This window comes from Bifidobacterium olomucense (assembly GCF_012932375.1).
Taxonomy (GTDB): Bacteria; Actinomycetota; Actinomycetes; order Actinomycetales; family Bifidobacteriaceae; genus Bifidobacterium; species Bifidobacterium olomucense.
In genome coordinates this window covers 123,927-145,037 of record NZ_JAAIIG010000005.1, presented here as the reverse complement: position 1 = coordinate 145,037, position 21,111 = coordinate 123,927, and the positions used below count along the sequence as shown (strand labels likewise).

The window sequence follows — 21,111 nt, the reverse complement described above, 5'->3', positions numbered from 1 at the left end:
TCCTTACCCTCGCTCGGCTACCGCCTCACTCAGGCCTCACCTACGGACAGTCCACAGGACTGTCCGCTTCACGGTTCCCCTTCGGTCCAGCAACTAAAGACTTGCCTCACGGCAAGACTCAATCCTTACCCTCGCTCGGCTACCGCCTCACTCAGGCCTCACCTACGGACAGTCCACAGGACTGTCCGCTTCACGGTTCGGCCATCAATTACGGACTCGCTCTGCGAGCGAGGCTCAATGTTGGCCTCGCTGCTGCCGTAGCTCGGCGCAGGCCCTGCGGAAAGCACACCGTGCTTTCCTGCGGCCTGATCGCGGCTAAATAATGCCGCGATCGGCCAACGGGCCTGCCCAATCAGAAGTTTCCGGTTCGCGGGCGGACTGGATTTGCTCTTCCGGCCAGTGCTTGGCGGGAATGGTCTTGGGCTTGAACGGGAACTTTTCGGCGCGCATCTTCTCGTAGGCGGCGATATCGTCCTCATGCTGCAGCGTCAGATCAATGTCGTCGTAGCCGTTCATCAGACGCCAACGCACGTAATCGTTCACCTCAAACGGCAAAGTCACATCGCCGCAAGTGACGGTGCGGGTCTCCAGCGAGACGGTCATCTCACGGCCCGGCTCCTCTTCGAGCAGCTTCCACAGCAGCTCGACGGATTCCTGCGGCATGATGGCGGCCAGCACACCATTCTTGGCGGTGTTGCCGTAGAAAATGTCGGCGAAACTCGGCGCGATCACCACGCGGAAACCGTAATCATGCAGGGCCCACACGGCGTGCTCACGAGAAGAGCCGATGCCGAACTCAGGGCCGGCCACCAGAATCTGGCCTTTGCCGGCATATTCCGGCTGGTTCAGCACAAAGTTCGGGTCGCGGCGCCAGGCGTAGAACAGGGCATCATCGAATCCGGACTTGGTCACGCGCTTCAGGAACACGGCCGGAATGATCTGGTCGGTATCCACATTGGAGCGACGCAGCGGCACGCCCACACCGGTCAAAGTAGTGAGTTTTTCCATAATCAACAGTCCTTTACAGATCGGCGGGAGACGAAATCGTACCGCGAATGGCGGTGGCGGCGGCCACAGCCGGCGAAGCCAGATGCGTGCGCGAGCCCTTGCCCTGACGGCCTTCGAAGTTACGGTTCGAGGTCGAAATCGAGCGTTCGTTCGGCACCAGCTTGTCCGGGTTCATGCCGAGGCACATCGAGCAACCGGCGTTACGCCACTCGGCGCCGAAGTCCTTGAATACCTTGTCAAGGCCTTCCTTCTCCGCTTCCAGACGCACGCGGGAGGATGCCGGCACGACCAGCACGCGGTGAATCGAATCGGCCTTGTGATGGCCCTTCATAATCGCGGCGGCCTGACGCAGATCGTCGATGCGGCCGTTGGTGCAGGAGCCGATGAACACGGTGTCCACCGCGATGTCCTTGATCGGCATGCCGGGCTTCAGGCCCATGTACTTGATCGCGCGCTCGGCGGCGGAACGCTCGGTGGCGTCGGCGATCGTGGCGGGATCCGGCACGTCGGCGGTAATCGGCAGACCCTGACCGGGGTTGGTGCCCCACGTCACATAGGGTCCGAGCTTGGTGGCGTCGATATCCACCACCTTGTCGAATACGGCGTCGTCGTCGGTCTTGAGCGTCTTCCAGTACGCCACGGCCTTGTCCCACAGCTCGCCTTCCGGCGCGTGCGGGCGGCCCTTCAGGTATTCGAACGTGGTCTCATCAGGCGCGATCATGCCAGCGCGGGCACCGGCCTCAATGGACATGTTGCACACGGTCATGCGCTCGTCCATCGTGAGGTTGCGAATGGCCTCGCCGCGGTACTCAATCACGTAGCCCTGGCCGCCGCCGGTGCCGATCTTGGCGATAATCGCCAAAATGATGTCCTTGGCCGTGGCGTCCGCCGGCAACTTGCCATTGACGTTGATGGCCATGGTTTTGAACGGCTTGAGAGACAGCGTCTGCGTGGCCATCACATGCTCCACCTCGGAGGTGCCGATGCCGAACGCCAGCGCGCCGAACGCACCATGGGTGGAAGTATGCGAGTCGCCGCACACGATGGTCATGCCCGGCTGGGTCAGACCCAGAATCGGGGCGAAGGCGTGCACGATGCCCTGATCGGCGTCGCCCAGCGGGTGCAGTCGCACGCCGAATTCCTTGCAGTTCTTTTCCAGCGTGGTCAGCTGCAGTGCGCTGGTTTCATCCGGATTCGGACGATCGATATCCACAGTAGGGGTGTTGTGATCCTCGGTGGCAATGAGCTGATCGACATGACGCGGCTTGCGGCCGGCCAGACGCAGACCCTCGAATGCCTGCGGGCTGGTGACCTCGTGCATCAGCATCAAGTCGATGTACAGCAGATCGGGCGCACCGTCGCTGCCCTTGCGCACCAGATGATCGGCCCAGACCTTCTCGGCCAGTGTCGTTCCCATAGCGTTTCCTCCAAAAAATTCCGCGCGAGGTATTGTGTTCGCGCCTTGTTCGTGGTAATAGCCTAAGTGGTCCCGATAGGGGCGGCCATGCACAGGCCGGATATTGAGATACCTATAAAGCAGGGGTAAAAATACGTTGCTTTGTCGTCGCGCTGCCGACGCTCTATCGACAGACTGCCGACGGATTATCGACGGATCATCGATGTCAATCGTACCGAGATCGTCCTATCGCAACCCGCGCACGCGCATGATCACCTCGTGAGACACTTCCTCGATTTGGTATTTCACTATGTGAGATGGCATAATCGCCTCTATTATGACTGATTCCGAAGAAGAACCGCTTGACAACAATTTGACCGCCCCCGAACAGGGCGATACGACAGCCTCGAAGGACGACGGAGAGATTCATTCCGGCGTCGGCGTACTTGACAAGACCGTGAAGATTCTTGATGCGCTGGAGTCCGGCCCTTCCACCCTGGGCCAGCTGGTCGCCGCCACCGGCCTCGCCCGCCCCACCGCACATCGTCTGGCAATCGCACTTGAGCGCCATCGTTTCGTGCTGCGCGATCAGCACGGTCGTTTCGTACTGGGCTCCCGTTTCGCCGAGCTCGCCGCAGCCGCCGGCGAGGACCGTCTGCTGACCGCCGCCGGCCCGATTCTGCAGACCTTGCTGGACCGCACCGGCGAATCCGCACAGATTTACCGCCGTCAGGGCGATCAGCGTGTGTGCATTGCCGCCGTAGAGCGCGCCTCCGGTCTGCGCGATTCCATTCCCGTGGGTGCCATGCTGTCCATGGAGGCCGGCTCCGCTGCACAGATTCTGCTGGCCTGGGAGGATTCCGACCGTCTTCATCAGGGACTGCGTCACGCCAAGTTCACCGCGACCAAGCTGGCCGCAGTCCGCAAGCGTGGCTGGGCCGAATCGGTCAACGAGCGTGAAGATGGCGTGTGCTCGATTTCCGCGCCGATCCGCAATGCGTCTGGACAGGTCATTGCGGCGATCTCGATTTCCGGCCCGACCGGGCGTATGGGCGCCGCCCCCGGACGCCGTTACGCACCGCTGGTGATGGCCGCTGGCAAATACCTGACCGAGGCGTTGGTCAAGGCGGTTCGCTGAACGGCTGATTCGGTTGATCCGCCCGGTTCGGCGGCTCTGCGGATTCTACTGATCCGCCCGGTTTTGCTGATTCGCCGAGCCAGCACGGAATACCGTTTCGGACATACATTCAGATATGGAATAGCGAAGGGAGCGTGCCAGTTTTTGGCATGCTCCCTTTGTCAATGGCATCGGAAATGAAGCAGTTCTGCCAGCTGGTGGCTGCGAGGCTTCAATAATCTTGCTTATGAGCGGCGGCCTGCCAGCGTTTGGCATAACAGCTTCGCCCACACCATCGCCAGCGAGGTTTTCCTGCCAGTTTTGACAGCCGACCACCGCAATGGCTATGCAGTTACTTGAATAATCCGGTCAGCTGGCTCCACAATGATGGTCTGCGCAACAGATCGTCGCCTTCACCTTCACCGGGAGTAGCCTGATTCACGGCGTAGGTATATGCGCGACGCGAGCTGGGCTTGCCCACAAGCTCACCGAATTCCAGAAGTTGCGTGCGCGGCTCATACGGATGGCGAATGTCGAATTCGATCAACCTCACGGCGCGCTTGGCCGGGGCCGGGCCATAGGTGTTGAACCCGCACGTGGGCGTGGCGGCCAAAAGCAACCCCTCATACTCGCCCACGAATCCATTGCGATGGTCATGACCGGCAGCCACACCTACGTAGCCTTCACTGTCGTGCAATACCGCAAACTCCTCTGAACGGTCCGGGCAGGAAATGCCTTCGCCGAGGTAGCCGCCGGGCTGCACACGCTCATCATCCAAGGTGTAATAGGTATCCGCATGATCACGATAGCCTTGCATGGCAAAGGCCGCAGTGGCCGCCACCGGCTTGAGCACCTGGTAGTACTCCGGCAGCGGCATATGTTGGAACACCACAGATTTGGCACCGACCAATCCCGGCACCTTGCGCAGGAATTCCATGGCCGCCGTCGAAGGCGTACCGAAACCGCCGCCATGCACATAGTCGCCGGAATCCAGCACAACCAGTCCAAGAGCGACCTTCGAGCCACCCATATCCATCACAGGCAATGCGAACGTGCCCGGCTCCTGTGGGTTGGAGGTATATATGGTCTGCTGGGGCAGCACCGGCTCCCGGGCATTGGCAACTTCCGGCGTTTCTGGCGTTCCCGCCGCGATCGATGGAGTCGACGGGTTCACGCACCCGGGCAGTTCACGGTAGATGGCGTCCAATTGCGCATTGCTCAGGCCGCACTGAAAATCATGATTGCCGTAGGTTATGGCCCACGGAATGCCGCGAACGGCAAGCGGTGCCGTCAACTGTTCGGCAGCTTGACGCACCAAAGCGCGAGTTTGTTCCAGCGCCGATTCAGCGATCGGCTCTTCGCTCCAACGGCGTTTGCGGAAGGATCCTGCGAACGCCGGATCATAACCGGCGATCTGATTGCCGGAGAAGATCACCACATCAGGGCGAGCGGCATCCAAACTGGCTTCAAGAAGGGTAATCGTGTCTTTGGCGATTTTCGGCCCATCCTGCACATCCGCAACTTGCAGCACACGGAATTTGCCGGAATGGTGGAACTGCAAACGTCCCAAACGCGCGGAAATAGAGACCGGTCGGTCGTCATCCGCATCGGCGGGCCTGATGCGGGGTTTGGTCGACATTCCTTCTGGAGCACGCTGCATTTCCGTCATGCTCACCACTGTAGCTGTTTCGACTTGCTTCCGCCGCATCGTTCGCGGACGCCTCAACACGATTGACGCATCAGTGCCACAGCGCTGCCGATTCCACAGTGTTCCCATGGATGGTTGATCGGAGCGTCTTGCGCTATCCGCCCACCGGGTGTTCCACTGAACGGCGGAGCGTTCGCAACTGCTCATTCACCGGAAAGCACCGATTTCCGCAGTGTCTTCAAAACCCGATCAGACCGCGCTACTCACCCTTCTGAGGCCCCTTATTCCGAGGCACGTCTGGCCGATCAGACCGTTCACACCACCTCATTCACAGCAAAGCACCGATTTCACCGCTGCATGCCGGTTTGCCATGAAGCCCCAGTTCCACGGCATCCGCCACGACCGATCGGGTCATCCGCATCGCCCATCCGCCGCGCAACGCCGAGCCCCACCATGCCTCATGACCGGCTCATCAAGCTTTTGGCCCTTTCCCGCTTACAAGGGGCGGATTCCCGCCATCCGAAACACCCATCTGCGTTACAAGGGGCCGCCACCCGAGTATCCCGAACCGCCAAATGCCGCAAAACGGCATAACGGCGGTGACGCATAGAGCCAACAGGAGGCGTTCTCGTCCCGACACAGCCCCTCGTAACGCAGATAGGCCTTCCTCGTAACGCAAATCAGCCCCTCGTAACCGAGTCTGCCCCCACAGTTACTCCGCGTTCTCTCGCTAAGCCCCGTTAACTCCCCAAATCCGAGGATAACGAACACGAATACGGGACCAGCACCGATTAGGATGAGCTTCACACCCACATTCCCTGGGGGACGGGTGAAGCACTTCATGCCGCTCGCCCACACGGCGTGTTCGGCGGAATGGAGCCATCCACGAGACGTTTCCCGCATGCGTGACGCATGCCCTATGCATGAAACAATATTTCACACTCGCCGTGGAGCTGGCCCGCGCGGCCGTTCTGATCACCCTCACCGTTACGGATGCGCTCCGTGGAAACCCGTCTTTGATTCCCGACGCCTTCGACGCTCGCGCCGCCTCCGCCAAGGCCATCCATAATCTCGGCGATGCGGCCTCAGCACGACCGAGACCCACACGATCGACGGGCAACAACTTCACCACACGAAGTCGCGGCCGTGCTGACCGGTCTAAAACACCATAAAAACCTATAGCCCTATAACCCCAGATTTTCACCTCGCCCATCGGCGCACAAACGAAAAGGCCCGCCGGAGCGGGCCTTTTCTTCTCAAGAACAACTACTGGAGCAGAATCTCTGCACAACATCATCGTTGTAACGGTAAGTCTTTCCAATGCCCGTCCAACGTAACAGTCCTCGTGACCATACACTACTTGTGGGCTCTGCTCTGTTCAGTTGTTCTTGTACCTCATAATCTATTCACCACAGCAGATTCCCGCAACCCGCACACCGGCAATGTTCGGTTTTTATCGCAACTGTTCAATCGCACTTCGCCGCCCGCCGCAAACGAGCAGAAGCGTTCAATTCGAACCCGTATGATGTTCACTCATGTGCGATTCCGCGAATCCAACGGCGTGTCGCACATACAACGCCCTTCACGCCCCACCAAGGCAATCCAATATGAACGGCTCCTGAATTTTGAGCGTTCACTAGGTTTCCGGCCACAGCAAAGCTTACGATATAGGCTATGGCACAGATATTTGACGCACCCTCAAAGGCAATTCTGCGAAGCCAAATCGCAGAGCATATTGCCGAAACCGACAAGAACGACCGCCGCGTCGATAAGGAAGGCGAGGCACCGCTGCCTCCGGACCGCTTCTTCGACCGCGAACTGAGCTGGCTCAAGTTCAACCAGCGCGTGCTTGAATGCGCGGAGAATGAAGACCTGCCCCTGCTCGAACGCACCAATTTCGCCGCGATTTTCGCCTCGAACCTCGATGAGTTCTTCATGGTCCGCGTGGCAGGCCTGAAGCGCCGCATCGACTCGGGCATCGCCGTGCCGTCCGCCGCGGGCCTGAGCCCACGCCAGCAGCTGCGCGCCATCAGCGAAACCGCACACCGTCTTCAGGATGAGCACGCGCACTACGCCATCGATGTGCTGCTGCCCGCACTGGAGAAGGAACATATCGTTCTGCTGACGTGGGATAAGCTCACCTCCTCCGAGCAGGAGCGCCTCTCGCGCTACTACCGCCAGCAGGTGTTCCCCGTACTCACCCCGCTCGCCGTGGACCCGGCCCACCCGTTCCCCTACATTTCCGGCGGCTCCATCAACCTTGCCGTGATCGTGGAAAACCCGTCCTCCGGCAAGTCCCACTTCGCCCGCGTCAAGATCCCGGGCAACCTGCCGCGCCTCGTGCCGGTGGACGATATGACGGACGAGGAGTCCAAGGACGAGCGTTACGGCTTCATCACGATGGAGAAGCTCATCGCCGCCCACCTCGAATCCCTGTTCCCGGGCATGATCATCAAGGAAGCCCGTTCCTTCCGCGTGACCCGTAACGAGGACATCGACGTGGAAGAGGACGACGCCGAGAACCTGCTCAACGCCATGGAGAAGGAACTGCTGCGTCGCCGCTTCGGACCGCCGATCCGTCTGGAGATCACCGATTCCACCAGCCCGTTCCTCTCCCAGCTGCTCGCCGACCAGCTCGGCGTGAGCCAGGACGAGGTCTACCGCCTGCCGAGCCCGCTGGATATGACCGTGCTCTTCGAGCTCGGCGGCGTGGATCGTCCGGACCTGAAGTTCCGCCCGTTTGTGCCGACCACGAACCGTCAGATCGCCGAGGTCGAGTCGAGCCGTGCGCAGGACATCTTCGCAGCCATCCGCGAGCGCGACATCCTGCTGCACCACCCCTACGACTCCTTCTCCACGTCCGTCCAGGCCTTTCTGGCACAAGCTGCTGCGGATCCTAAGGTTCTGGCCATCAAGCAGACGCTCTACCGCACCAGCTCCAACTCGCCGATCATCGACGCGCTGATCGACGCAGCCCACGCCGGCAAGCAGGTGCTGGCACTGGTGGAGATCAAGGCACGCTTCGACGAGGACGCCAACATCGCCTGGGCCCGCAAGCTCGAACGCGCCGGCGTACACGTGGTGTATGGCATCGTGGGTCTGAAAACCCACTGCAAGCTCATCGAGGTGGTGCGTCAGGAGGCGGACGGCCTGCGTCGTTACTGCCACGTGGGCACCGGTAACTACAACCCGAAGACCGCGCGTCTGTACACCGATCTGGGCTTGCTGACCTGCGACCCGGTAGTCGGCCAGGACCTCACCCGACTGTTCAACCAGCTCTCCGGCTACGCACCGAAGTCCAGCTTCCACCGTCTGCTGGTGGCCCCGCGTACCGTACGCACCGGCCTTATCCAGCGCATCCGCCGCGAAGAGGACGCCGCCCGCGCCGGCAAGGAAGCCTGGATCAAGATCAAGTGCAACGCGATCGTGGACGAGAAGACCATTGACGCGCTGTACCGCGCCTCTCAGGCTGGCGTCAAGATCGACATCGTCGAGCGTGGCATCTGCGCGCTGAAGCCGGGCGTTCCGGGCCTGTCGGAGAACATCCGCGTCCGTTCGGTGCTCGGCCGATTCCTGGAGCACTCCCGCATCTATGCCTTCTGCAACGCAGACGGCCCGCAGATCGGCGAGGGTCCGGCGTCCGGCCCCGAGGTGTACATCGGTTCCGCCGATCTGATGCACCGCAACCTTGACCGTCGCGTGGAGGCTCTGGTGCGCATAACTGCTCCGGAGCAGATCGACGAACTGATCAAGTACGTGGATCTGCAGATGGCCGATTCCACCGTGAGCTGGCATATGCAGCCCGATGGCACTTACGTGCTGCACACCAAGGACGACGAAGGCCGTCCGCTGGTGGACAGCCAGGAGTACCTGATCCGCAAGCACACGCGTCGTCGCCGTTCGCATAACTGACGCCGTTCGCATCCGCCACGATCGGCTAGGCACGGAAAATCGCATTTCGTTACGCCAATTCTTCTCTCACCAAAGAGGGATCGGCGTAACGAAATGCGATTCGAATCGTCACGTTAGCGTCCGCACAGAAGCGCACCCGCCCTCAGTGTGAACGTTAACGCAAAACGCTGCTACACTGTTTCACGGACAGATAGCGATTGATGCCCGGTTTTCCGTATTCATACGGGGGCCGGGCATCGTCGTTTGGTAAGCACAAACTACGTAGCGGCAGTTGGTTTTGCCCTACAATGACCAGTGATGGGTACCAACACAATGAGACATATCGTAGAGGCTGCCGGCGGTATCTTGTACCGTTGGAAACCCGGCTATGCGCCTGCGGCCAGCAACGTTGCATCGACTTCCGCACCATCAAATAACGTATTGCACTACATCGAGCTGTGCATCGTGCACCGACCGAAATACGACGATTGGAGTTGGCCGAAAGGCAAACTCGATCCGAACGAGTCCGCCCTGCACGCCGCGGTTCGCGAAATCGGCGAGGAAAGCGGACTGCCGGTCGCGCTCGGCCCGTATCTGGGCGACGTCTCCTACCCGATGTCCGAAGAAGGCAGCAAACATCGTCACACGAAAGATCTCGCCAGCGACAGCAAACACGTACGATTCTGGATGGCCACGCCTATCAGCGCCGCCGACGACGCCAAGCGCACGAAGGCGTTCGGCCCGGTGCACCGCGCGGACGTAGGCGAGATCGACCAGATCGTATGGCTCACCCCCGCCGAGGCACGCAAAAAACTCACCCATTCCACCGACCGCGACATTCTGGCGACGTTCGTGGACCGTGTCGAAGAGGGAGCGCTCAACGCCGTACCGCTGCTTATCGTGCGCCACGGCAAGGCCGAGGCACGCAAGATGTGGAAAGGTACGGACGCGAACCGGCCGATTACGCCTCGCGGCGCCGCCGCCGCATATGCGCTGAATCACGAGCTCGCCTGCTTCAATCCCACCCGTCTCACGACATCGCCGTGGATACGTTGCATGGAAACGCTGCAAACGTACTCGTGGCAGACCGAACGCGAAATGGTTACGCTGGATGCGCTCACCGAAGATGCGTACGCCGATAATCCGGAAGGCGCGTGGGATTGTTTGACTCACGAAATCGACCTGATGCTCGCCCGCCGCGAACCTACGGCAATCTGTATGCATCGGCCGGTGATCGGCGGCATGTTTGAGCAACTGCGCGGATTGTGCGTCTCTAATTCGCTGGCCAAACGATTGATCGTCAAAACGCCGTTCATGCCGACCGGTTCCGCTGTGGTACTGTTCATCACTCCGGGCACCACGCCTTCCATCATCGATATTCAGAAAGTGCAACCGCTTGTCTACTAGACCCGCTTCACCTGACTCCTCCAATTCGTCGGCGGCCGCCGCTGCGGCGCATGCTTCGCGCGCCTCAACGGTCGGCGGATTCGGCCCGGGCTTCGGCTCGCTGCGTGCAGCCGGAGGCTCGTTCGGCCCGGCGCGCCTGGGATCATCACGTCCGTCACGCCCGGCACAGCTTGACCCCGGTGTGGCCGACGGATTGGCCGGCGGCATGGATCCGCAGGCCATGAGCGAAATGAGTCACCTTTCCGCCGCCGCGTTGCTTGACCGCGTGCGTCACAGCGAGGATCCGGAAGTGGTGCAACGCGTGTTGACGCTGGTGGAAACGGTTGGCGTGGACGAAATCGCCGAGCTATGGAGCGACGCCGAACCGGATTCGTTGCCCGGCGTGCTGTGGCGACTGTACATGTTGCGCACGTGGATGCGCTCGAACCGTGACGCAATCGCCCGACTGTGGCGACTGGGCGAGCCGGTGGCCACCACTGCTTCCGCCATCGCCGGAGTAGATCAGGCACCTACGGAAGACGACATCGTGCGACTGGCCGATTCGATTCTGTCCGGTGCGTTTGTGGGCGATTTCGCCGTGGCGCTAGAGCGGGCGGCCGCCTTTACTGATGTCGTGGCGTTGGGATTGCGCGTGGAGGCACGGCGCATGGTCTCTCGGGCCGACGCCAATGGCGGTTTCGCCTCATCTTCCGACGAAAAAATAGTGCGGACCAAAGCCGCTCGCCTGATGCATACCAGCGCCAACCTCATGACCACCGCGAAGGCTTTCCAGCACGGTGCCAATCTCTGGCGTCGCGGACGGCTGGAGTAGGCCGGAGCGCTTGGAGGCATCAGGACGCGGGTCGGCGTGCCAATATCAGTGCGCACGCTATACTAGGGATTCGCGTCGGGCCGTGCTTAAGCCCCGGGCTCCATTTTTTGCCGCCGCGAGCGGCCCTTGCGCCGACAGGCGCTTTCGCGGTCCGACGCTTTCTTTTTTATCATCCTGCGTCTCGCACCATGCGCAGGTCCCGAGCCAACGGCGGGTCAATCAATGGCGACGAGGAACCGTCAGGCTTCAAATCGAGCAGCAACGCAAGTACCGATATAGAAGACGCAGCGGACCACGCCTGAGGATGACATGCAGCTGGGTATGGTGCAGGTCTTCGTTCGTCACCGCCGCACCAAGCATCCCCTGAATAGAGTTCGGGAATCTGGTAATCAAATGCGGCTGCGGCGCGTACCAATCCTTCAGCTACTTGCACCGCTTCGTCATGATAGCCTTCCGCACGTAGTCCATTCATGATGATGGCACTGTCATGGGCCCACACGGAACCGCAATGATAGCTTTCTGGCCAGTAGCCGCCAGCCGACACACTCATCGTACGCACGCCATATCCCGAAAGCATGTCATCGCCGGTCAGTCGGGCAACGACATCCTTTACGCCATCGTCGTCCAGAATGCCAGTGCCGAGCAGATGGCCAATATTGCTGGTAAGCGAATCGACCGGACGCTTGTCTTTATCCAAAGCAATCGCCGGATAACGGCCACGACCATCATCCACCCAGAATTGCTCATTGAACCGCATCTTCAGCTGCGCAGCCCACGACCGCCATTCTTCGGCTCCAGGAAGCCCGAACGTTTCCAACAACTCGGCTCCTTCCAAGGCTGCCTGATAGGCATATCCTTGAACTTCGCACAAGGCTATAGGGCCATCCGCGATGCGACCGTCGTTCCAACGCACGGAATCCCCAGAATCTTTCCATCCTTGGTTGCTCAAGCCGTGACCGGTCCGGTCGACGTACTCAAGGAATCCGTCGCCGTCGCAATCACCCCAATCCCGCAGCCATGCAAGCGCCGCCTGAAGATTGGGAAGCAGCTCACGCACTTCCTCCGTTGGCGCGCCCCAGCGCAGAGCTTCACCGAGCACGATAATCCAAAGCGGCGTGGCATCGATAGTGCCGTAATACAGCGGCGGAAGACTGAGAGTACCCGCGAACGTGCCTTGAGACACAAGTCGCTCACCACGCAGTTCATGCATGATTTTTCCCGGTTCAGCATTGCTCTGTACATCATGTTCCGTGGCTTGGAACCGAGCCAATACACGCAGAGTGTCCATCGCTACCGTGATATCCAACGGCAACATGAAGCGCGCCGACCACAATGAGTCTCGCCCGAACAACGTGAAGTACCACGGTGCTCCTGCGGCAAGAAACACATGATCGGGATCGTCCGCAATAGTCATGCGAAGGGCCGCCAGATCCTGTAACGACGTATTAATCCACTGGCAGACGCGCCAATCCGCTCCCGTAACACGCATGTTCGCCCAAGGACATGGCGTTATGGCTGCGGCAACGGGAGCGACACGATTGGGTTGCGCCACAAGGTCCCATGAGAGCCGCACTTCACCGTTCGCCGGAACCTTACAATGCCAAGTCAAGGTGACCGCGTGAGCATGCCATGACACATCGTCAACATGATCAGCACGCACGGTATATGCATTGCCCTGATCATCAGCAACATCAATACCGTTACCGGGATCGATGTTTATCTTGATGGCGTTGCGCTCCAAAGCGGAAGACCGCGCACCGCCTTTAATCTCTTGCATCGTTGACATATCAGGGACAACAGTGACACGAACCGGTAGTTGGACATCATCATCTCTTCCGGATTCAATAACGATCTGCTGCGTCATCCCCCACGTCTGCACATGCTGGGAGACCGTCACGCGAAAACGCGGGTCGGCCGTCGGTCCTTCCAGCGATCGGGGTACTGAGACAATCAATGCCGTATCCGCACTGTCACGGGATACAGAAATCGGCGTCGGCACCTCGCCATTGACGTCCAAGACGATGGCTGAAATCAGTCGCACATCACCCATATAGAATCCGGTTGCCGACGCACCGTCAACAACACCGTCTTTGCCCATCCACAATTGGCATGGAGCCTGCAGCAGAGCCAATTTATCATGCAACCAAGGCTGCAGCGTCTTTGCTGTATCGCACATAATTGTTCCTTACTTTGTTATTCCCAAGTCCAGCAACGCGATTGAGCTACTGAACTTGTCCCCGCACTGATAACACAAGCAGTATCTCTGACGCCACCGCTCAGCCTTTAACTGCACCATCCGTAACGTTCATGATGCGTTTTTGGAAAATGAAGAACAGAATCGCCACCGGGACAGTCATTATGGCGGCAGCCGCCAGTTTGAGCGGATACTGATTGCCCTGTCCCAACTGCCCACTGGCCAACGTAGCTACGCCTCGTGTCAGCGTTGCCATGGAAGCCGACTGCGTAGAGATGATGAAATGTGAAAGCTCATTCCAAGAGCCTTGGAACGACAAGATGGAAATCGTAACGATTGAAGGTCTTGCCATCGGCAGCACGATAGACCAGAAGATTCTGAACGTACCGGCACGATCCACCATGGCTTGTTCCTCGACACTGCGCGGAATCGACTCGAAGAAGTTCTTCATGATGAACACGCCGCCAGCATCCACTAGCAGAGGGAAAATCATGCCGGCATAAGTGTCATAGATACCGAGACTTTTGATGACCAAAAACTTGGGAATCATCAACGCCACACCCGGCACACTCATCACAGCGACCAGAGTTAAGTAGATCAGGTTCCGCCCAGGAAAACGCAGACGAGCCAATGCATATCCAGCCAATGAATCGAAAAACACACGGCCGACCGTCACGCACAGGGTGACAATCAGTGAATTCTTGAACCATAGCGGAAAATCAGAATGGAGAAACAGCTTGCTGTACGCAGCTGTGGTCCATACCTGAGGTACCAATGACACCGGATTCATGGAGGCGTCGGCGTCAGTTTTAAAAGAGGTGCTCACCTGAATAACGAATGGCATGATATAGATCAGCGCAATCACGATCAGCACCACGTATAGCAACATGCCTGAATCACGCAAACGTTTCCACCATTGCTGAACGCCATTGCATATCCGCGCATCAGACAAACTGTATTTGCTCATTTGCCTACTCCTTAACTCCGCTCAAATCGTTTCTCTATCAGTGACCGTCGCATGTTCGCGGATGGAAGCCGGCAACGCCTTGGTTTTCGTCATGGCTCGTGCTTCTTCCTTCATCTTGTCGTAGTAGGCACGCTGGCGTTTAGACATCGTACGTTCGCGCAACACGAACCGCACCACTGCAGACATCACGATGATGACCACGAACAGAATGAACGATATTGCCGCGCCCTGCCCCCATTTCTGGTTTTGGAATGCAGCGGAATACGAAAGAAACGCAGGGGTTATGGTAGTTTTCGCCGGATCGCCTTTGGTGCCGGTATAGATTTGGTCAAATACCTGCCACGTACTCACCACACCAAGAATGATGACCGCGAATATCGTAGGCTTGAGCTGCGGCAACGTGATTTTCCAGAATCGTTGCCACGCGTTAGCACCATCCATGATGGCGGATTCTTCAGTATCGTTGCCGATGGCCTGCAACGCGGTGATAAACATCAGCATGAAAGTACCCGATGTGGTAAAGATGGCCATGAGGATAATGGCGAACATAGCTATGGAAGGGCCGGCCAGCCAATCCCACCATGTGATGCCGAGAAAGCCATGCTGCGTGAGCGTGGCCGGCCCTTGTTTCACACCGAACCAACCGAGTATTACCTGAATGATGCCACGCGGATCATTGAACCAATTTGGACCTTTGACACCGAACCAAGACAGTACCGCATTGACAGATCCAGTGGAGCTGAAAAGAAACATCCATAGCACGGTAATCGCCACGGAGCTGGTGACCGAAGGAAAATAGAACGCTGTCCTGAAGAAGCCACGAGCTTTGAGAATCTTACGATTCAACATTACCGCCAGCGCCAAGGACAGCATGGTCTGTAGTGGGATGACCAGCAATGTGTACCAGAGGTTATTGCGCATCGCAGTGCCGAAATCACTTTGCGAAAGTCCCGGGGAAACCAACACTTGCTTGTAGTTGTCCAATCCCACGAAATGTACGTTGCCGAAGAATGGGTTGCCACGTCCGCTCCAGTCGGAGAAGCTCACCCATAGCGCCATCACGATGGGCACGAAAAGAAACAACCCAAGAATGATGATGATCGGTAGGCAGAAAAGCCAGCCAGAAACCGTCTCGGATGTTCTGCGGATACTAGTGTTCGGCCTCTCGCGAGAGGAACGACGTGTCACCTTAGCCATGAAACTTCCTTCGTCTCCATGCTGCGAACGAGGCTTCAGATGATCTTGCTATGAGGGTGCATCCGAAGCACCTACGTTCGCAGCTGTATTACTTGACGATTGCTTCGAGATTCTTTTGCGTCTTGTCGAGGATGGCTTTAACGTCTCCATCCTTCAAACTGCCGACCTGAGAGTTGAAATCGCTAATTACCGTGGAAATATCTTTGTTGTTGGGCACACCTACCGCATAATCCAAAGCGTCAGCGAATGGCGTAAGGTCGGGATACCGCTGTTTCCATTCATCTGTCAAGCTCTTCTTGGCGGGCATCACGCCGAACGCTTCAGAGAAGCTCATCACTGTGTCTTTGCTGGTCAGGTATTCGACCAGATTCAGAGAATCCTTCTGGTTCGGACTGTCCGCGGCAATGCCCCAAGCATTGGTGAACAGCAGGGTCTTCTTACCGGATGGGCCTTCGGGCAGCGGCACAAACTTGTAATTGATGTTCGGGTAGTCTTTCTTCATGCTACCGGTCAGCCAGTTGCCCTCAATGGACATGGCGGCCTTACCGAGACCGAACGCCTCACCTCCCCACCCGGCATTGAGATCATCAGCGAATTTGGCACTGCCATTGTTCAGCATCTTCTTGACCTCCGCCAGTCCGGCAATGCTACCTTCGGAATTGGCAATGGCCTTGGTGCCGTCATCGCTGACCAAACCGCCGCCAGCCTGCTCCATGAATACGCCGATACGCGCGAATTCACCGCTCATGGTCAGACCTACATGATCGGACGTAGTGAGCTTTTGCGCTACGCGTTCCAGATCATCCCAGCTTGTCGGATAATCAGCGTCGGTCAAACCAGCTTCCTGCCACATGTCCGTGTTGATGACCAACTGCAGTGTGGAAACGTCTTTCGGAGCTCCGTACAACTTGCCGTTGTAGGTGAACGATTGCAAGATGTTGGAGTAGTAATCATCCTTATCCTTGAGCAAATCGCCATAAGCGAGCAGCGAACCATTCGAAGCGTAACCGGCAACTAGCTCCGGAGAGAGGTAGAACACATCCGCCGGCGAGCCTGAAGCGAAGCCTTGGGAGAGTTGCTGCCCGATATCGCTGGAAACCACAACACTAGTTTTATGTCCGCTCTTCTTGGCCCAAGCGGCTACCGCATCCTTCACCGCATTATCTTCGGCATCGCTTGACGACCAGATCATCACGGTCATCGGCTTCGACGCATCCGATGTGAGGTCATCAGCGTCGTTGACCTCAGCATTGCCTTCCGAAAAACCACCGCCACCGCATGCGCTCAACATCGCCAATGCCGCGATGCTTGCCACACATGCAGCCAATCGTCCTTGTTTCATTGTTCGCTCCTTAACCTTTCACTGCTTTGTGATACGGATTCGCTACATGCCGGCTTCGCAGTGACATTCGGTGTCGAGGAAGTCCGCACGTATTTTTAACGTTATAATTTTTTTTCACGACACAATGCCTACTTGCTTTTGGTTTAGTTAGGTTATTGGCGTGTCAATTATTTTAACGTTCGAATTCGTGGTTATAATGTAACGCACCATCGAAAACCTGTCAACATACGCGTGGCGCACCGATGCGCCGCAACGAGAGGAGCAGATTTGCCCGATTCACTCCTAGTAACCATCAAAGACGTGGCAAGAGACGCCGGCGTCTCCGCGCAAACCGTATCCAACGTCATCAATACCCCTGAGAAGGTGCGACCAGCCACACGCCAACTCGTGCTCGCTTCCATACAAAAGCTGGGATATAAGCCCAACGCCTCTGCACGCCGGCTGCGCACCAGCCGCAGCAACACCGTGGCGTTAGGCATCCATGCCGGAGATTCGCCAATCTTCGACCGTTTCTTACATGCTTTGGCTGCCGAGACCGATACACGCGATCTGCGCATATTGCTCTATAAAACCGATACTCCAGCGGATGAAATCACCCACTGCGAGTCCCTGCTCGCCACTGCCGACGTAGACGCTTTTATTCTTACCGATGTGATATTCAACGACCCACGACCGAACTGGTTGCGCGATCATCATCAGAACTTTGCGCTGTTCGGCAGACCTTGGGGCACCGACGTCAACGACCCCACAGTGGCATGGGTCGATGTAGACGGACGTGACGGCATCCGCCGTATGACCCAACACCTCATCCTTCACGGGCACCGCAACATCGCATTTATCGGCTGGCGCGAGGATTCCAGCACAGGACAGGACCGACTGGCCGGCTGGCGCGATGCCATGACCGCCGCGCGAATCCGCACACCCGAGCAACTCGAAACACTGTTCGTGCTCACCGATGATGACATGGCATCCGGGCAGCAGGCTTACCAAGTCCTGCAGCGATCTAACCCAGACATCGACGCCGTGGTATGCGTCAGTGACACAATCGCCGCAGGCGTGTATATGGAGACACATGGAGACATCACTATCACCGGGTTCGACGACACTCCAATCTCACGTTCCCTGAACTTCTCCAGCGTTGCGCAGCCATTGCGCGATATCGCTAAAGCCATCCTCGACTCCATCCAAAACCAAAGCACTAGTCGCAGTATCGATACCATATCGACGCATATGCTGCTGCCGCCACAGCTCATCATCCGCTGATTGCAACCAAATATTGCACAGTTCACCGTCCAAGCACTCCAATCTACTAATCAATACCCCTGAATCAATTGACCAACACAACACAATCCAGCACAGGAGCACGCATGAATTCCTTTCCCCGTCTCTCCACCAACCCCAAAATGAATCCGGAGTCCACCATCCAAGCAGACCATTGGCGTATCGGCATCCTCACGGAATCGCTGATACGACTGGAATGGCAAGACGACGGTCATTTCGAAGATCACGCCACACAGATGGTCATAAACCGACGCTGGACTGACACCACTCCCCGCTTTACCCAAACCATCCGCGATGGTCTGCTCGTCATCGAAACCCCCGCCTTGCGCTTGACCTATGACATGCAGCCGTTCAGCAAGGAAGGCCTCAGCATCGTAGTCAAAGGAATATCCAACTCGCAGATGAACACATGGCACTACGGCGATGACCAACATGGGAATCTACATGGTACCGCACGCACACTGGATGCCGTCAACGGACCAACCGCCTTGGATCTCGGCGTAATTTCTCGCGATGGATGGGCAGTACTGGATGATTCTGCCTCTAACATCATCACAGAAGGCTCTGAAGCCGAAACCGTCGACGGAGAAGCCAACCCATTCGGTACATGGGTTGTTTCGCGTCACTACAACGGCACCGACCTTTATTTCTTCGGCTACGGACATCGTTACATCGAAGCCATTCAAGATTTCTACCGACTGACCGGACCAGTCCCTCTGCTCCCGCGATTCGCGTTAGGCAACTGGTGGAGCCGCTATCATCGGTACACCGAACAGGAATACCTAGAGCTTATCAACCGCTTCGAGCAGGAAGGACTTCCCTTCACCACCGCCGTAATCGATATGGATTGGCATCTCGTGGACGAAGTGGACCCGAAATACGGCTCCGGATGGACCGGTTACACATGGAATCGATCGCTGTTTCCCGATCCGGAGCGATTCCAACGCACCCTACATGAGCATGGGCTCAAGACCACGCTCAACGTACATCCGCGCGATGGCATCCGGTCATTTGAAGAAGGCTACGAAGAGGCGGCCAGACATACAGGTCTCGACCCCGCACAAGGTGAACCTGTAGAGTTCGATCTGACCAGCCCACGGTTCATGAACGCATATTTTCAGTTGCATCATCGGCTTGAAAACATGGGGACCGACTTCTGGTGGATCGACTGGCAACAGGGCGGTGTGACCAGACAGAAAGGTCTCGACCCCTTGTGGATGCTCAATCATCTGCATTATCTGGATTCTGGACGAGACGCGCGCTGGCCTCTGACTTTCTCACGGTATGCCGGCCCCGGCTCACATCGATACCCGGTCGGATTCTCAGGGGATACGGTGGTTACGTGGGAGTCTTTGCAATTCCAGCCATATTTCACCGCTACAGCTTCAAACATAGGCTACGGCTGGTGGAGCCACGATATCGGCGGTCATATGTTCGGCTACCGCGATGAGGAGCTGGAAGCCAGATGGTACCAGTTGGGCACGTTTAGCCCCATCAACCGACTGCATTCCACTAACTCACCATTCAACGGTAAGGAACCTTGGAACTTCCGCACCGAAGTAGAGGCGGTAATGGTCGAAAGCCTTCGGCTTCGCCACATGCTGCTGCCTTATCTGTACACGATGAACTGGCGCGCCGCTGCCGAGGGAAGGCCGCTGGTCGAACCGATGTACTGGCAAGCACCCGAAATTCCACAAGCATACGAGGTCGGCCAAGAGTTCCGCTTTGGCACCGAATTGATTGTGGCACCAATCGTCACCCCGGCCGATCGAGACGTGCAGATGGCCAAAGCCAATGTATGGCTGCCGCAAGGCACATGGTTCGACTTCTTCACCGGACGACGATACGAATCGCTGACGGCTTCCGGCCGAAGATTCGAGGCATGGCGTCCGCTGGATGGCATGCCGGTGTTTGCCAAGGCCGGTGGCATCATACCTCTGCAACCGTTGGATGAGCTCAATGGCACACTAAACTCAGTGCAGAATCCCGCACACATTGAGCTATTGGTATTCCCAGGAGCAGACGGCACATTTGACCTCAAAGAAGACGATGGCACCAATCAAGCAAAACCGGAGGAAGCCGCCCTGGCGTCTACCTCGATGACTCTGGAATGGAATGATGTCATTCATGAGGAAACGGGATCGTCCCATGTCGTACCGCGTTTCACCATCAATCCGATCGCGGGCAACTGCCAGGCAGTGCCTCAATGCCGAACATGGACCATTACCTTCCGAGGCGTGAGCGACAGCACGCTGAAGGCATCAGTGGATGGCATACCTGTACAAGTACGGACCATCTACGATTCTGATACGTTCAGTTTGTCTCTGCGCATTGCCAATGTACCGATTTCCGCAATGCTCACCATCAGTGCACCCGGCGGAATGTCCCTCGCTGAAAATCCGGTCATCGAGGATGCCTTCCAAGTACTCTATCGAGCGCAGATTGATTATCTTGCGAAAGAACAGGCTTACGCACTTATCCGTGATCACGGCGTCAAAGCATTGAACGCTCTGCATACACTGGAACGCACCAATGATGATTATCCGCGACATGACTTCGATAACGCGCACATGCCTGAAGCAGTAATCCAGGCCATTGCCGAACCTCTACTTCGCGAGTAATACCGCTTACCACTAAGGCGAGGCCGCTCGCAAAACGTACACCAATCCAGACTTGGTATACGTTTTGCGAACAGGGTTTTGCTGCGGGCCCCTCCGTTCAGCAATATCTGACTCGCCTACGGCGAGACCCAGCATCACCTTCGCTCGGCTACCGCCTCACTCAGGCCGTCACTACGGACAGCACACCGTGCTGTCCGCTTAACGCTCCGGCCCACGCCGACAGGCGCTTTC

At 57.7% G+C, this 21,111-nt stretch carries 14 protein-coding genes; 7 read left to right on the top strand and 7 right to left on the bottom strand.

All coding sequences use genetic code 11. The annotated features are described in order from the left end of the window. Positions 1-315 precede the first annotated feature (315 nt). Both leuD and leuC read right to left on the bottom strand, forming a co-directional pair. On the bottom strand, positions 316-1,008 hold the full coding sequence (leuD, locus tag G1C97_RS07105) for a 3-isopropylmalate dehydratase small subunit (protein ID WP_169241179.1): 693 nt from the start codon (positions 1,006-1,008) through the stop codon (positions 316-318). 13 nt (positions 1,009-1,021) lie between these two features. After that, positions 1,022-2,425 carry a 3-isopropylmalate dehydratase large subunit gene (gene leuC, locus G1C97_RS07100; RefSeq protein ID WP_100497168.1) on the bottom strand — a complete coding sequence of 468 codons (1,404 nt, stop codon included), beginning with the start codon at positions 2,423-2,425 and terminating at the stop codon, positions 1,022-1,024. 316 nt (positions 2,426-2,741) lie between these two features. Between leuC and G1C97_RS07095 the strand changes: the two genes are divergently transcribed. Further along, complete coding sequence (locus G1C97_RS07095; protein ID WP_165775925.1) at positions 2,742-3,542, top strand: IclR family transcriptional regulator; 801 nt, start codon at positions 2,742-2,744, stop codon at positions 3,540-3,542. 331 nt (positions 3,543-3,873) lie between these two features. Here the strand turns inward: G1C97_RS07095 and G1C97_RS07090 are convergent, their stop codons facing one another. Then, a complete protein-coding gene (locus tag G1C97_RS07090) occupies positions 3,874-5,190 on the bottom strand; it encodes a metallophosphoesterase (RefSeq protein ID WP_169241178.1) in 1,317 nt (438 codons plus the stop codon). A gap of 902 nt (positions 5,191-6,092) precedes the next feature. Here G1C97_RS07090 and G1C97_RS07085 point away from each other — a divergent pair. The 4 genes from G1C97_RS07085 to G1C97_RS07070 all read left to right on the top strand — a co-directional run bounded on the left by G1C97_RS07085 (position 6,093) and on the right by G1C97_RS07070 (position 11,278). Next, a complete protein-coding gene (locus G1C97_RS07085) occupies positions 6,093-6,341 on the top strand; it encodes a hypothetical protein (RefSeq protein WP_169241177.1) in 249 nt (82 codons plus the stop codon). A gap of 502 nt (positions 6,342-6,843) precedes the next feature. Then, positions 6,844-9,081 (top strand): RNA degradosome polyphosphate kinase, encoded by a 2,238-nt coding sequence (locus tag G1C97_RS07080; RefSeq protein ID WP_169241176.1) that lies wholly within the window; start codon positions 6,844-6,846, stop codon positions 9,079-9,081. A gap of 312 nt (positions 9,082-9,393) precedes the next feature. Beyond that, the gene (locus G1C97_RS07075) at positions 9,394-10,467 is read left to right on the top strand and encodes an NUDIX hydrolase (protein ID WP_169241216.1); all 1,074 of its coding nucleotides are present in this window, start codon (positions 9,394-9,396) and stop codon (positions 10,465-10,467) included. Beyond that, the gene (locus G1C97_RS07070; RefSeq protein ID WP_205832556.1) at positions 10,457-11,278 is read left to right on the top strand and encodes a hypothetical protein; all 822 of its coding nucleotides are present in this window, start codon (positions 10,457-10,459) and stop codon (positions 11,276-11,278) included. The genes G1C97_RS07075 and G1C97_RS07070 overlap by 11 nt, the downstream gene beginning before the upstream one ends. 169 nt (positions 11,279-11,447) lie before the next feature. On the opposite strand, the gene G1C97_RS07065 is transcribed toward G1C97_RS07070, so the two are convergent. From G1C97_RS07065 to G1C97_RS07050, 4 genes are all read right to left on the bottom strand, one after another. Next, entirely contained in the window at positions 11,448-13,454 is a 2,007-nt protein-coding gene (locus G1C97_RS07065; RefSeq protein WP_169241175.1) for a glycogen debranching N-terminal domain-containing protein, read from the bottom strand. Positions 13,455-13,554: 100 nt separating this feature from the next. Then, positions 13,555-14,439: a carbohydrate ABC transporter permease gene (locus G1C97_RS07060; protein ID WP_169241174.1), complete on the bottom strand. Its 885-nt coding sequence runs from the start codon at positions 14,437-14,439 to the stop codon at positions 13,555-13,557. Between the two features lie 21 nt (positions 14,440-14,460). Beyond that, positions 14,461-15,636, bottom strand: coding sequence for a carbohydrate ABC transporter permease (locus G1C97_RS07055; RefSeq protein ID WP_169241173.1), 1,176 nt, complete (start codon positions 15,634-15,636; stop codon positions 14,461-14,463). Between the two features lie 88 nt (positions 15,637-15,724). Beyond that, entirely contained in the window at positions 15,725-16,978 is a 1,254-nt protein-coding gene (locus G1C97_RS07050) for a sugar ABC transporter substrate-binding protein (protein WP_169241172.1), read from the bottom strand. Between the two features lie 267 nt (positions 16,979-17,245). On the opposite strand from G1C97_RS07050, the gene G1C97_RS07045 reads away from it, so the two are divergent. Together G1C97_RS07045 and G1C97_RS07040 are read left to right on the top strand one after the other, a co-directional pair. Next, complete coding sequence (locus tag G1C97_RS07045) at positions 17,246-18,241, top strand: LacI family DNA-binding transcriptional regulator (RefSeq protein ID WP_205832555.1); 996 nt, start codon at positions 17,246-17,248, stop codon at positions 18,239-18,241. Between the two features lie 104 nt (positions 18,242-18,345). After that, a complete protein-coding gene (locus G1C97_RS07040) occupies positions 18,346-20,880 on the top strand; it encodes a glycoside hydrolase family 31 protein (protein ID WP_169241170.1) in 2,535 nt (844 codons plus the stop codon). The last annotated feature ends 231 nt before the right edge of the window (positions 20,881-21,111 follow it).